The 13,923-nt window shown below is 40.8% G+C and carries 13 protein-coding genes and 5 tRNA genes; 14 read left to right on the top strand and 4 right to left on the bottom strand.

Annotation, left to right across the window (positions count from 1 at the left end; translation table 11 throughout):
- Nucleotides 1-76: 76 nt before the first annotated feature.
- The 10 genes from JMF81_RS08335 to rsmI all read left to right on the top strand — a co-directional run bounded on the left by JMF81_RS08335 (nt 77) and on the right by rsmI (nt 6,141).
- Nucleotides 77-149 (top strand) — tRNA-Thr (locus tag JMF81_RS08335).
- 58 nt (nt 150-207) lie between these two features.
- A tRNA-Tyr gene (locus JMF81_RS08340) sits at nt 208-289 on the top strand.
- Nucleotides 290-301: 12 nt separating this feature from the next.
- Nucleotides 302-375: transfer RNA gene (locus JMF81_RS08345), tRNA-Met, on the top strand.
- A 34-nt stretch (nt 376-409) separates the two neighbouring features.
- Nucleotides 410-482: transfer RNA gene (locus JMF81_RS08350), tRNA-Phe, on the top strand.
- A gap of 219 nt (nt 483-701) precedes the next feature.
- A complete protein-coding gene (locus tag JMF81_RS08355) occupies nt 702-2,090 on the top strand; it encodes an aminotransferase class I/II-fold pyridoxal phosphate-dependent enzyme (RefSeq protein ID WP_201311003.1) in 1,389 nt (462 codons plus the stop codon).
- A gap of 3 nt (nt 2,091-2,093) precedes the next feature.
- Entirely contained in the window at nt 2,094-2,711 is a 618-nt protein-coding gene (gene tmk / locus JMF81_RS08360) for a dTMP kinase (RefSeq protein WP_201311004.1), read from the top strand.
- Between the two features lie 14 nt (nt 2,712-2,725).
- Nucleotides 2,726-3,718: a DNA polymerase III subunit delta' gene (holB, locus tag JMF81_RS08365; RefSeq protein ID WP_201311005.1), complete on the top strand. Its 993-nt coding sequence runs from the start codon at nt 2,726-2,728 to the stop codon at nt 3,716-3,718.
- Nucleotides 3,712-4,575, top strand: coding sequence for a PSP1 domain-containing protein (locus JMF81_RS08370; protein WP_201311006.1), 864 nt, complete (start codon nt 3,712-3,714; stop codon nt 4,573-4,575). Before holB ends, JMF81_RS08370 begins: the two co-directional genes overlap by 7 nt.
- A complete protein-coding gene (locus JMF81_RS08375; RefSeq protein WP_201311007.1) occupies nt 4,556-5,293 on the top strand; it encodes a tRNA1(Val) (adenine(37)-N6)-methyltransferase in 738 nt (245 codons plus the stop codon). The genes JMF81_RS08370 and JMF81_RS08375 overlap by 20 nt, the downstream gene beginning before the upstream one ends.
- A complete protein-coding gene (gene rsmI, locus JMF81_RS08380; RefSeq protein ID WP_201311008.1) occupies nt 5,293-6,141 on the top strand; it encodes a 16S rRNA (cytidine(1402)-2'-O)-methyltransferase in 849 nt (282 codons plus the stop codon). The genes JMF81_RS08375 and rsmI overlap by 1 nt, the downstream gene beginning before the upstream one ends.
- A gap of 44 nt (nt 6,142-6,185) precedes the next feature.
- On the opposite strand, the gene JMF81_RS08385 is transcribed toward rsmI, so the two are convergent.
- Entirely contained in the window at nt 6,186-6,449 is a 264-nt protein-coding gene (locus JMF81_RS08385; protein WP_201311009.1) for an AbrB/MazE/SpoVT family DNA-binding domain-containing protein, read from the bottom strand.
- 107 nt (nt 6,450-6,556) lie between these two features.
- Complete coding sequence (gene metG, locus JMF81_RS08390) at nt 6,557-8,506, bottom strand: methionine--tRNA ligase (protein ID WP_201311010.1); 1,950 nt, start codon at nt 8,504-8,506, stop codon at nt 6,557-6,559.
- A 122-nt stretch (nt 8,507-8,628) separates the two neighbouring features.
- Here metG and JMF81_RS08395 point away from each other — a divergent pair, with 122 nt between their 5' ends.
- From JMF81_RS08395 to JMF81_RS08405, 3 genes are read left to right on the top strand one after another with little or no spacing between them, the layout of a single operon-like run.
- The gene (locus tag JMF81_RS08395) at nt 8,629-10,422 is read left to right on the top strand and encodes a DUF885 domain-containing protein (protein WP_201311011.1); all 1,794 of its coding nucleotides are present in this window, start codon (nt 8,629-8,631) and stop codon (nt 10,420-10,422) included.
- 3 nt (nt 10,423-10,425) lie between these two features.
- Nucleotides 10,426-12,120 carry a phosphoenolpyruvate carboxykinase (ATP) gene (locus tag JMF81_RS08400; RefSeq protein WP_201311012.1) on the top strand — a complete coding sequence of 565 codons (1,695 nt, stop codon included), beginning with the start codon at nt 10,426-10,428 and terminating at the stop codon, nt 12,118-12,120.
- 25 nt (nt 12,121-12,145) lie between these two features.
- Entirely contained in the window at nt 12,146-12,580 is a 435-nt protein-coding gene (locus JMF81_RS08405; protein ID WP_243282589.1) for a MarR family winged helix-turn-helix transcriptional regulator, read from the top strand.
- Nucleotides 12,581-12,621: 41 nt separating this feature from the next.
- Here the strand turns inward: JMF81_RS08405 and JMF81_RS08410 are convergent, their stop codons facing one another.
- The gene (locus tag JMF81_RS08410; protein WP_201311013.1) at nt 12,622-13,146 is read right to left on the bottom strand and encodes a spore maturation protein; all 525 of its coding nucleotides are present in this window, start codon (nt 13,144-13,146) and stop codon (nt 12,622-12,624) included.
- Entirely contained in the window at nt 13,143-13,715 is a 573-nt protein-coding gene (locus JMF81_RS08415) for a hypothetical protein (protein ID WP_201311014.1), read from the bottom strand. The genes JMF81_RS08410 and JMF81_RS08415 overlap by 4 nt, the downstream gene beginning before the upstream one ends.
- A 137-nt stretch (nt 13,716-13,852) precedes the next feature.
- Between JMF81_RS08415 and JMF81_RS08420 the strand changes: the two genes are divergently transcribed.
- Nucleotides 13,853-13,923, top strand: a tRNA-Gly gene (locus JMF81_RS08420).

Genomic DNA, 13,923 nt, shown 5'->3' on the forward strand with positions numbered 1-13,923 from the left:
GAGCATCTGCCTTACAAGCAGAGGGTCACAGGTTCGAGCCCTGTTGGTCCCATTTTTGTTAGAAAAAAGAATATTTGCCGTTGTGGCTCAATTGGCAGAGCAGCTGATTTGTAATCAGCAGGTTACCGGTTCAAGTCCGGTCAACGGCTTTCACATCTGATATCATTGTTGTATAATAGTGGTAAAGGATGTTTTATATATATATTTGGTGGGATTCCCGAGTGGCCAAAGGGGGCAGACTGTAAATCTGTTGGCAACGCCTTCGAAGGTTCGAATCCTTCTCCCACCATTTAAATAATATCGCGGGGTGGAGCAGTCTGGTAGCTCGTCGGGCTCATAACCCGAAGGTCGTTGGTTCAAATCCGGCCCCCGCAATTGATGCGCTGCAGAGATTCTGCACACATGAAATGCCCAGATAGCTCAGTCGGTAGAGCAGAGGACTGAAAATCCTCGTGTCGCTGGTTCGATTCCGGCTCTGGGCATTTTTTAATTTTTACGGAGAAAAAAGCGTTTACAGATTATGAATTTGTAAACGCTTTTTTATTGCATAAGAATATAATTTCTCATGAAATAGAAATTTTTTGTACAAAGGCAGACTGATTTTTTTAACAAGAAACCTTTTCACAAATACCAAATACTATGAATTGACTTCTTAACATCTTATGATAAAATAGTGAAAAACAGATGCTCAGGAGAAGGAAATGAGGACAATTATTTATCAAAAATTAAAACAGCTGGAAACAAACGGTCATTATCCATTTCATATGCCGGGACATAAAAGAAATTGTCAGGATGAATTTTCAAAAACCATTCCTTTTTCTTTAGACATAACGGAGATTACAGGATATGATGATCTCCATCATCCGGAAGGGATGATTCGTGAGGCAATGGATGATTTTAAGAAAATTTATAAAACAAAGGAAAGCTACTTTCTCATTAATGGAAGTACGGCGGGAAATCTGGCGGCAATGGCAAGTGTGTGCAGTTTCGGAGACAAAATTTTGATTGCTCGTAATTGTCATAAATCTGTCTATCATGGAGTAGAACTGCTGGGACTCGATCCAGTATATGTATATCCAAAGATCAATGAAGATGGTATGTGTGAAGGTATTACAAAAGATCAGATCAGCAGAGTGCTGAGAGAAGAAAAAGGAATCAAAGCAGCGGTTATTGTGTCTCCAACTTATGAAGGAGTGGTATCTGACATAAAGGAAATTGCAGACATGCTCCACAGCCAGGGAATTCTGCTGATCGTGGATGAAGCACATGGCGCGCACTTTCCGTTTTATGAGGGATTTCCTAAAAGTGCTGTATTTCAGGGGGCAGATCTTGTCATACAGAGTCTGCATAAAACCCTTCCGTCTCTGACACAAACCGGGCTTTTACATTTATGTACAGACCGGATTCAGAAAGAATGGGTACAAAGCAGGCTGTCTATTTTTCAGACAAGCAGCCCATCCTATCTTCTGATGGCCTCAATTGACTATTGTGTCCACAGATGCCAGGAAGAAAAAGAAAGTTTTCAACAATATGAGAAGCTTATGAACAGCTTTTATGGAAAACTGGAAGCACTAAGACATTTGAAAAGAATCAAGACAGACGATTTTGGAAAGGTTGTAATATCTGTCAGAGATTCTTCCATAAATGGAATGGAATTGTTCCGTCTTCTCCGGGATCAATATGATATCGAGGCGGAGATGGCAGAAATTCATTATTTGATTGCCATGACGAGTGTTTGTGACACAAGAGAAGGAATTCTTAAACTTGAACACGCGCTGCTGGATATTGATGGAAGATTACAGGGTATAAGAAAAGAGAATCATATGGAGATGAAAATGGCAGAGGTGCCAAAGATCATGCTTCCGTCAGAAGCTGTGAAGCAAAGAAAAGGAAAGATTTCTCTGGAGCAGTCAGAAGGAAAAATCAGCGGTGATTATATCTATCTGTATCCTCCTGGAATTCCACTCATTGTTCCGGGAGAAAAGATCACCGGAAGAGTGCTGGATAAAATAGAAGAGTACCTGCACAATCATATGAGGATAGAAGGCTGCGAAAATAGAAAAATTTCCATAATAAATGAGAGGATATGAGATATGGGATTATTTATTACGATGGAAGGTCCGGATGGATCAGGAAAATCAACACAAATTGACTTATTAAGAGACTATTTATCTGGAAAAGGTTATGATATAATAGTATGTAGAGAGCCCGGCGGAACGAAGATCAGTGAAGCAATCCGACAGGTAATATTGAATAAAGATTTTACAGAGATGGGTTATATGACGGAGATGCTTTTGTACGCGGCTGCCAGAGCGCAGCTGGTAGAGGAAGTTATTCGTCCTGCGTTAGAAGAAGGAAAGATTGTCATCTGTGACCGCTTTGTGGAATCTTCTGCAGTATATCAAGGAATAGCCAGAGGTATGGGGATTGATCTGGTATATGAAGTGAATCGGTATGCGATCGGAGATACAATGCCGGATCTGACGATCATGATTGATATAGATGCTCAAACCGGAATTTCCAGAAAGAAGAAACAGGCTGAGCTGGACCGCATGGAAAGAGAAGCAATGGATTTTCACGAAAGAGTTGCCGAAGGGTATCGTAAGATTGCAGAGCAGCATCCGGACCGGATAGAAAAGATCGATGGAAGAGGATCGATTGAAGACATACACAGGCAGATAACTGCGGCAGTTGATAAAATAATTTCATAATGAAGGTGACGTATATGAACAGTTTTGGAACAGTAATCGGACATGAAAAAATAATTGCTCATTTTGAAGAAGCAATTAAGATGGGAAAGGTATCACATGCTTATCTGCTGAGCGGAGAAGACGGCAGCGGAAAGATGACACTGGCAAAAGCTTTTGCAAAAGCGCTGCTTTGTGAGCATCAAACAGGATGTGGTGAGTGTACTGCCTGCAGACAGGTGGATTCTGGCAATCATCCAGATCTGATTTATATAACGCATGAGAAATATGAAATAAGGGTGGATGAGATCAGAAAAGGAATCAATGATACGATCAATATTAAGCCATACAGCAGTAATTATAAAATATATATTATAGATGACGCAGATCGTATGAATCAGGGAGCTCAGAATGCGCTTTTAAAGACCCTGGAAGAACCGCCGGCTTATGCTGTTATTATTTTGCTGACCAATAATAAAGACAGACTGCTGGATACGATTTTGTCCAGATGTGTTACGATGACTCTGGGATCTGTGAGAGAAGAAAAGATTGTTCAGTATCTGAAAGATCATACAGAGGCAAAAGATGAAGATATTAAATTCGCGGCTTCATTTTCACTGGGAAACATAGGAAAAGCCATGCATGTGGTCAATACGCCTGAATTTAAAGAAATGTTTCAGGAAGCCATGAATATTTTGATTCATATTAAGACAATAGAAGTTTATGAGATTATAGCATATCTAAAAGATCTTAAAGCTTATAAAGATGAGATTTATGATTTTCTTGATGTGTTAACGGTCTGGTATCGTGATATGCTGATGTTAAAGACGACAGGTTCACTGAATCATCTGATTTACAAGGATAAATACCGTCAGCTGAAAGAGCAGGAAATCTATATTTCTTTTGAAGGCATCAGCCATATTTTAGATGAGATCAAGAAGGCAAGAAGAAGACTGGCAGCAAACGTCAACTTTGAAGTTGCACTGGAGATGCTGCTTCTGACGATGAAGGAGAACGGTAAAGTATGGTAGAAGTAATTGGAGTACGATTTCGTACTGCAGGAAAAATATATTTTTTCAATCCGGGAGATTTCCAGGTGAAAGTTGGAGATCACGTCATTGTGGAGACATCCAGGGGGATTGAATATGGAACTGTAGTAGAAGAACGCAGAAAGGTACAGGAAAAATGCCTTGGAGATGACCTGAAGCCGGTTTTAAGAATCGCGACAGAAGAGGATGAGCGTCAGGCGGAACAGAACCGCCGCAAAGAAAAGGATGCTTATAAAATCTGTCTTCAGAAGATCAAAGAACATCAGCTGGAAATGAAGCTGGTATCTACAGAGTATACATTTGATAATAACAAAGTGCTGTTTTATTTCACGGCAGACGGACGGGTAGATTTCCGGGAACTGGTAAAAGATCTGGCGTCTGTATTCAGAACGAGGATTGAATTAAGACAAATTGGTGTCAGAGATGAAGCCAAGATGCTGGGAGGTATTGGAATCTGCGGAAGGAAATTATGCTGCAGTACGTTTTTGTCAGAATTTGCCCCTGTATCCATTAAAATGGCAAAAGAACAGAATCTGTCGCTGAATCCTACAAAGATATCAGGCGTCTGTGGAAGGCTGATGTGCTGTCTTAAGAATGAGCAGGAGGCTTATGAATACCTGAACAGCAAACTTCCAAAGATTGGCGAGAAAATAAAGGCAAAAGATGGAGTATCTGGAGAAGTACAGAGAGTTGATATTTTAAAGCAGAAAGTAAAACTGATTGTCGAAGATGAGAACGGCGATAAGGATGTAAAAGAGTATAAGATCGATGATCTGTATATTAAGAGAAAGAATAAAGGATGCGCAGGTTGTAAAGGAAATGGAAAACGAAAGAATTGATGATCTGGGAATCAAAGGATATCAGATCATTCAGAAGAAAGATGGATTCTGCTTCGGAATGGATGCGGTTCTCTTATCGGATTTTGCTTCTGTTAAGACCGGGGGAAGAGTGCTGGATCTGGGAACCGGAACCGGGATTATTCCGATTTTGATGGAAGCAAAGACTCAAGGGTCATCTTTTACCGGTCTTGAAATACAAAGCGATATGGCTAAGATGGCTCAAAGAAGCGTAAAACTAAATCATCTGGAAGAAAAAGTAGAAATCGTAGAAGGAGATATCAAAGATGCTTCTGCGATTTTTTCTCATGACAGTTTTGATGTGATAACATCAAATCCGCCGTATATGATAGGAAATCATGGCATTAAGAATCCAAAGGAAGAAAAAGCGGTTGCCAGACATGAGATTTTATGTACATTTGCGGATATTTCTCAGGCTGCAAGAAAATTACTGAAAAACCGCGGCGTATTGTATCTGGTGCATCGAAGCTTTCGATTGACGGAAATCTTGAATCAGCTGTCAAAAGACGGGCTGGAGCCAAAGAGAATCCGGTTTGTTCATCCATATCAGGGGAAAGAATCCAATATCTTTTTACTGGAAGCGGTGAAAGGAGCAAAGCCTCGTATGATCGTGGAGCCGCCGTTGATTGTTTATAAAAACCAGAATCAGTATACAGATGAAATTTATAAAATTTATGGAATGGATGTAAAGGAGTCATAATGGCAGGAACCTTATATTTATGCGCCACGCCCATTGGAAATCTGGATGATATTACATTTCGGGTCGTAGAGACGCTGAAAAATGCAGATTTGATTGCTGCAGAAGACACAAGACACAGTATCAAATTATTGAATCATTTTCATATAAAAACAAAAATGACCAGTTATCATGAGTATAACAAGTATGACAAAGCAAAGTTTCTCGTAAATCAGATGCTGGAAGGAAAAAATGTTGCACTTGTAACAGATGCAGGAACACCGGGAATCTCAGATCCGGGAGAGGAACTTGTCAGGCAGTGTCATGAGGCGGGCATTCGTGTAACGGCGCTTCCCGGGGCCTGTGCGCTCATTAACGCATTGATTGTATCAGGACGGCCTACGAGAAGATTCTGTTTTGAAGCATTTCTTCCTCATGATAAAAAGGAGAGAAGAAAAATCCTGGATCAGTTAAAAGATGAGACGAGGACTATCATTTTGTATGAAGCGCCTCATCATCTGGAAAAGACACTTAAGGAGCTGAGAGAGAGTCTTGGGAACAGGAAAATGACGCTGTGCAGGGAACTTACTAAGAAACATGAGTCAGTGTATCTGACGACGATAGAGAATCTGATAGAAGAAATGAAGACATGTCCTCCAAGAGGGGAGTGTGTTTTGATCATAGAAGGAAGATCATTTCAGGAACTGGAAAAGGAAAGCAGAGAATCATTTTTGCAGATGCCTTTGGATGAGCATATGGCAATTTATTTGGATCAGGGGTATTCCAGAAAAGAAGCAATGAAGATGACAGCAAAAGACCGGGGAGTCAGCAAGAGGGAGATTTATCAGGAACTGCTCAAAAAAGAATCATAAACATAAAAAGTGGAAAATTCAAGAACGAATTTTCCACTTATGTATTATTCAGATATTTTGAATCCGGCAATTCTTGCCAGTTCCTTAATAGACTTTTTAGATACTTTTTTCCCCTTGTATTCAATCAAATCGTCCATTTCACCGGTAAATATATCTGTAGGATTATATTTCTTTAAAATAATCTTATCATCGTCCACAAATATTTCCAGAGGATCTCTCTCGTTCACATCAAAATTCCGACGTAATTCGATGGGCAATGTGATTCTACCGAGTTCATCAAGCTTACGAACAATGCCAGTGCTCTTCATCTACAACCTCCTTAATTTCTTAAATTTATCATTATGCTTTAATTAACCATAGCATACCGTATAATCGTTGTCAAACAATTTAGTTAATTTAGCTATATATATGAAGATCAGCAGATTTCGGCACCGGACGGCATGTTTTTCTCAGGAACGACAAGAGATAATTCTCCATTTTCATCTTCCGCGCAGAGAAGCATTCCTTCTGAAAGGACTCCCGCAAGTTTTGCAGGTTTCAGGTTAACAAGGACCATAACTTTCTTTCCGACCATTTCCTCAGGGGTATAATGGGCTTTGATACCAGATACGATCTGTTTTACCTGGCTTCCGATTCTGACCTGAGAACATAAAAGTTTTTTCGATTTTTTTACTTCCTCACAGGCGATGATTTCACCTACCTGGAACTGCATTTTTGTAAAATCATCAAAAGTGATTTCATCTTTTGGTTCGATATCGATAACAGGCTCACCGGCAGCAGCCTTTTTCTGCGCTTCCATAAGAGCTTCGGCTTTTTCCATAACTTCTTTTTCATCAAGTCTTGCAAAAAGAATCTCAGGAGCATCAGTAACCTGTGTTCCGTTTGGATAATTGCCAAAAGTATTGAGTTTCTCAAATGGAACGGCAGAAGCATTCAGCTGAGATAAAATTCTGCCGGAAGTTTCAGGCATATAAGGTTCCAGGAGAGAAGCTCCGATTGTGATGCCTTCTACCAGGTTGTAAAGAACGGTGGAAAGTCTGTCTTTCTGTTCTTCATCTTTTGCAAGGATCCAAGGCATTGTTTCATCGATATAACGGTTGCATCTGCGGAAAAGCTGGAAAATCTCAGTAATCGCATCTGCCACACGAAGATCTTTCATTTTGTCAGCAACCCTGTCTCTTGTTCCAGTGACAACAGCCTTCAGGTCATCGTCATAATCACCGGTTTCACCGCGGTCTTCCACGATTCCGCCGAAATATTTATTGGACATGGAAATGGTACGGTTTACAAGATTTCCAAGGATGTTTGCAAGATCAGAGTTCATGCGTTCGATCATCAGTTCCCACGAAATAACACCGTCTCTTTCGAAAGGCATCTCATGAAGGACAAAATAACGAACTGCGTCCACACCGAATACATCTACCAGGTCGTCTGCATAGAGAACGTTTCCTTTGGATTTACTCATTTTGCCGTCTCCCTGAAGAAGCCAAGGATGTCCAAACACCTGCTTTGGAAGAGGAAGATCCAGCGCCATCAGGATAATCGGCCAGTAAATTGTATGGAAACGGATAATATCTTTTCCGATCAGATGCAGATCTGCAGGCCAGTATTTTTTAAAGTTTTCAGAGTGATTTCCATCGCAGTCATAACCGATTCCAGTGATATAGTTGGTAAGGGCATCCAGCCATACATAGACAATGTGCCCTTCATCAAAATCAACAGGAATTCCCCATTTGAATGAAGTTCTGGATACACATAAATCCTGAAGTCCAGGAAGAAGGAAATTATTCATCATCTCATTTTTTCTGGATTCCGGCTGGATAAATTCCGGATGTGTATTGATATGTTCAATCAGACGGTCAGCGTATTTGCTTAATTTCAGGAAATATGCTTCTTCTTTTGCAGGCTGAACTTCACGTCCGCAGTCAGGACATTTTCCATCTACCAGCTGGCTTTCTGTAAAGAAAGATTCGCATGGAGTACAGTAAAGTCCTTCGTATTCGCCTTTATAGATATCTCCCTGTTCGTAGAGTTTTTTAAAAATCTTCTGAACCTGTTTTTCATGATCGGCGTCAGTCGTACGGATAAACTTATCGTAGGAAGTATTCATAAGATCCCAGATCCGTTTGATCTCAGCAGCAACGTCATCTACAAACTCTTTTGGAGTTACGCCCTGTTCCTGAGCTTTTAATTCCACTTTCTGACCATGTTCATCAGTTCCTGTCTGGAAGAAAACGTCATATCCTTCCATTCTTTTATATCTCGCAATGCTGTCTGCCAGAATAATCTCATAGGTATTTCCAATATGAGGTTTTCCAGAAGTATAAGTAATTGCTGTTGTAATATAATATGGCTTTTTACTCATTACAATCCTCCGTTTATTAGTTTCTGCTATTTGTTAATTATAGTACATCTTTTCAGGATAGTCTATTTTTTTTGTTCAAAAAATAGTATAATAGTAGTATTCATAAAAAGAAGGGAGTCTGGATGTCAGGACGAATCCCAAGAAGAATCACTGCCGCATGCCTGGTTCTTGCGATTGCTGTGTCGGGATGTTCAAAGAAAGACAGAGGAATACAGCAGGAAGGGCAGCAAAAGACAACGATTTCTGTTCGGAAAGAGTTTCAGGAACACATGGAAGAGATCTTTCGGGAGAATGTCTCAGATAATGGAATTGAACTGCACTATACATTGAAGAATCCTGAAAAGTACGGCATTCAAGAGAAATCGCAGGATTTAGGAACAATCTCTGCCAGTGGAATTGCAGAAGGAAAAAAGGAGACAGAGCAGGAGCTAAAGGCCATCCGCAGGTTTCCTTATGAGAAACTTTCAGAAGAGCAGCAGGAAACCTATGATGTCTGGAAAGATTACCTGACGATTCAGAAAGAACTTCAGAAATATCCTTATCATGAGTCTGTGCTGGCTCCGGTAACCGGTGTTCAGGCACAGCTTCCGGTTACATTCTGCGAATACAGGCTGGAAACAAAGGAAGATGTGGAAAACTATTTTCATCTGCTGTCTCAGACAGGAGACTATTTTGAATCTATCATTGAGTATGAAAAAGAAAAAGTAAAAAAGAATCTTTTCATGTCAGATGAATCCGCAGATGCAGTGATTTCACAGATTCATGAATTTACAAAAGCAAAAGAAAATAATTCTCTGATTGCAACATTTGAAGACAGGATTTCTTCTGTGAAAAATCTTACTTCCAGTGAACAGAAAGAGAAGATCAAAAAGAACCGAAGCATTGTTCTGGATCAGGTTCTCCCAGCCTATGAGAAGCTGGCAGATGATCTTGAGAATCTTAAGGGGAACGGGAAGAATGAAGCAGGACTTGTATATTTAAAAGACGGAAAAGCATATTATAAGGCCCTGGTAAAGAGTCAGACCGGATCTTCCAGTACAATTGAGGATATGATCGCTATGACGGAAGACAGCCTGAAAGACTGTGTGCTGAAGACGGCGGATATCGCCGAAGAGTTTCCGGAGGCCCTGCAGGAATCTGCCGGTGACAATCTTCCGGATGATCTTGGAACGACCCCGGATGACATGCTTGCAGAATTAAAGAAACAGATTGAGAAAAATTTTCCAAAAGCTCCAAAGGTGGATTGTGAGATCAAATATGTCCATGAGTCGCTGGAAAAAGATCTGAGTCCCGCTTTTTATATGATTCCGGCGATGGATGACTATAAAGAGAATGTCATATATATAAACAGGAGTCAGATGGATACTTCGATACAGATGTATGCGACTCTGGCTCATGAAGGATATCCGGGACATTTGTATCAGAATGTATATTATGCTTCAAAAGAAGAAGAACCAGTCCGGTATATCCTGGATTACCCCGGATATTCTGAAGGATGGGCAACTTATGTGGAGAGCTGGAGTTATACGGCAGCAGGCGGAGGGAAAGAAAAAGAAGCGTGGGAGCAGTTAAATGTCCTGGGAATGGAATTCAATCTGGCACTTTGCTCAAGAGTTGATTTTGGTGTAAACTATGAAGGATGGAAGAAAGAAAAAGTAAAGGATTATCTAAAGCAGTTTTATATTTCCTCATCCAATGCGGAACATATATTTTCCATGGTTGTCTCTGAACCTGCAAATTATCTGTCATATTACATTGGATACAAGGAGTTTATAAAACTCAGAGATTATTATAAAAAGGGAGCAGGAAAAAAATATAGCTTGAAAAAATTTCACAAACTTATGTTAGATGCTGGACCGACAAGTTTTAACATTCTGAAGAAACGCATCAATGAAAACTTACGAATGGAGGAATAACTTATGTCAACAAAAGCCTACTACAAACATGATGAAATCGGGAAAGGAAAGCCGGGATTTTCAAAAACCAGGTCAATTATTGAGGCAGCATTTTACGGAAATAATGTTGTGGAAGTAAAGGATTTGAAACAGGCATATGAATTAGCAAAAGATTCTCCTGGAACGATCGTCACAGATATGCCGGTTTATAAACCGGAGGCAATCGGGCTTGAGGAAGGTACGAAAGTACTCTTATTCAATGATGGTTCTGTCACAGGAAGATGCGCGGCAGCTCGTAGGATCGCCAGCGAGCCGGGTGTTGATACCAATGCGCTGGATCTGAAAGTAATGGACGCTATATACGATACCAGATGGTCCACACTGTACCATGCACAGGTATACATTGGTCTGGATCCGGAATTTATGGTTAAAGCTCATCTTCTGATTCCGGAAGGAGAAGAAAATATCCTGTACTCATGGATGCTGAATTTCCAGTATCAGTCTGCAGAATATAATGAGATGTATAAAAACTCCAGACCGATCGGAGATGAAACAGATATTTATATTTTCTCAGACCCACAGTGGAAGGACAGTGACTATCCGCTGGGACTGACTTATTTTAATACAGATACTAACTGCGCAGCTCTCCTGGGAATGAGATATTTCGGAGAACATAAGAAAGGAACTCTGACGATCGCGTGGGCAATTGCCAACCGCAACGGATATGCTTCCTGCCATGGCGGACAGAAAGAATATCAGGTTTCCAAAGACCGTCATTATGTTGCGTCTTTCTTCGGACTGTCCGGTTCAGGAAAATCAACACTGACTCATGCAATGCATGACAATAAATATGAAAATATCACAGTTCTGCATGATGACGCGTTTATCATTAATACAGAGACCGGGGCTTCCATTGCCATGGAACCAACTTATTTTGACAAGACAGCAGACTATCCGACCGGATGCCCGGATAATAAGTATCTGCTGACAGCTCAGAACTGTTCTGCCACTTTGGATGATGAAGGAAAAGTAGTTCTGGTTACAGAGGATATCCGAAATGGAAACGGACGCGCGATCAAATCCAAATTGTGGTCAGAAAACCGTGTGGATAAAATTGACTCACCAGTCAGCGCTATTTTCTGGATTATGAAAGATCCTACCATTCCGCCGATCGTGAAGATAGAAGGAGCATCTCTTGCTTCTGTTATGGGAGCAACTCTGGCAACCAAGAGAACAACGGCAGAACGCCTGGCCCCAGGAGTTGATCCGAATCGTCTGGTAGTAGAGCCGTATGCAAATCCGTTCCGTACATATCCTCTGGTCAATGATTATAAGAAATTCAGGGATCTGGTAAAAGAACGTCATGTGGAATGCTATATTCTGAATACCGGAGATTTTATGGGCAAGGATATTAAACCATCTGTTACATTATCCTGTATTGAACAGGTGGTAGAAGGAACAGCAGAGTTCAAACCTTGGGGACCATTCAGCAACATGAAGATGCTGGAAGTAGAGGGGTATATTCCGGACTTTACCAGCCAGGAATATGTAGATACTCTGAAAGCGCGTATGACAGACCGTCTGAACTTTGTATTTGATAAAGATGTTGAAGACGGAGGATATGATCGTCTTCCAACTCAGGCAAAAGAAGCACTGGCTAAGGTAATTGGTGAAGCTCATGAAATGATGGCAGGAGATGCGCCGGGATACCAGAAATAAGCTTGTGCAAAGGAGAGATGTACCCATGAATAAAGATCAGCTGAATGATATGGTAGTTGACTTATTTCACGGAATTGCCTATGAGGAAGAAAAAGCTGTTATAACGAAGGAATTTCGGGATATCTCTAATAAAGAACTCCATATTATAGATGCAATTGGAAAAAAGCAGTCCAGAAATATGTCAGCGATTGCAAAAGAATTAAATATTACAGTGGGTACGTTGACAATAGCGGTCAACCATCTTTTAAAGAAAGGATATGTGAGGAGAAAACGAGGAGAGAAGGATCGGAGAGTTGTCTATCTTTCTCTTTCTGAGAAAGGGAAAAAGGCATACCGGCATCACCGGGAGTTTCATCACAAAATGATCGAAGGATTGTTGGAACCGCTGGATGAAGATGAGGAGAAAATGCTGATTCATGTTATGCAGTATTTTCATGATTATTTCAAGTCAAAAAAATAGAATCAGGAGAAGGTTTCTGTAAGAGCAGAACCTTCTCTTTTTTAAAAATAAAAGAAACGGCACAGGACAATGGATGCGGTGATCCCTGCGAAGGTGGCGACCAGAGCGCCGAAGAGCGTGTAGCGGGTTTTTCTGATATGGACAGAGGAATAGTAAACAGACATAATATAAAAGCAGGTTTCCGTGGAACTTAATATGATAGAAGAGAGGAAGCCTGCAGCAGAGTCCGGACCGGAATTTTTGAAGATATCCAGAAGAAATCCAGTGGCAGCTGAGGAGGAAAATAATTTTGCAAAGATAACCGGAAGGACTTCGGTGGGGATTTGAAGGAAATTGGCAGCAGGAGACAGAATCCGGACCAGAAGATCCAGAGCTCCGGAAGAGCGGAAAATCTGGATGGCAAAGAAAAGGGCAATCAAAGTGGGAGCTACCTCAGCTACGATCCGGAAACCGTCTGCGGCACCTTTCAGAAAAGGGTCATACATTTCTTTCCTTTTCAGCAGACCGTAAAGAATGATAAAGAGTATAAGAAAGGGTAAAATTAAATTAGCAATCAAAGAGATCATGTTTTTTGGTCCTTCCATTTTATGAAAATAATAGCTGCCAGGGTAGAGCAGCAGGTTGCTATGATTCCCGGCAATATGATATCTGCCGGGTGTACAGATCCATACTGGCTCCGATAGGCAATGATATTAACAGGAATCAGCTGCAGGGATGAAATATTGAGAATCAGAAAAGAGCACATATCACCGGAAGCCGTATCCGGAGAAGGATTTTCTTTTTGAAGTTCTTCCATGGCTTTCAGCCCTGAAGGCGTTGATGCCCATCCAAGTCCAAGAATATTGGCTGTTATGTTTGTGCTGATGTATTCTCTGGCTTTTGTACTGCGTAAATTCGGAAATAAAAATGAAAGGAATGGATCCAGCATGGACTGGAGTCTTCTGGTGATTCCCAGGGAGACAGCAACATTCATAAGGCCGGACCATAAACCTACAACTCCAAACATCAAAATACAGAGTTCAACTGCCTCTTTGGAGGAAGACAGAATACTGTCTGATATAGAGACAATTTTTCCGTTTATACTTCCGACAACCAGTCCAATCAGAATAAGAAAACTCCATATGTAATTAATCATAAAAGTACTCCTTTTTATACAGCTTATTCAAAAAGAAAGATTATATGACCGGCTCATAAAAAAATAAAAAAAAGGTGTTGACATATGAAGGAAAAAGTAGTAATATTATTTTTGTCGCTGGACGAGACAGCAGATATGCGGGTGTAGTTCAATGGTAGAACTCCAGCCTTCCAAGCTGATCACGTGGGTTCGATTCCCATCACCCGCT

Source organism: Anaerostipes butyraticus (assembly GCF_016586355.1).
Classification (GTDB): domain Bacteria; phylum Bacillota; class Clostridia; order Lachnospirales; family Lachnospiraceae; genus Anaerostipes; species Anaerostipes butyraticus.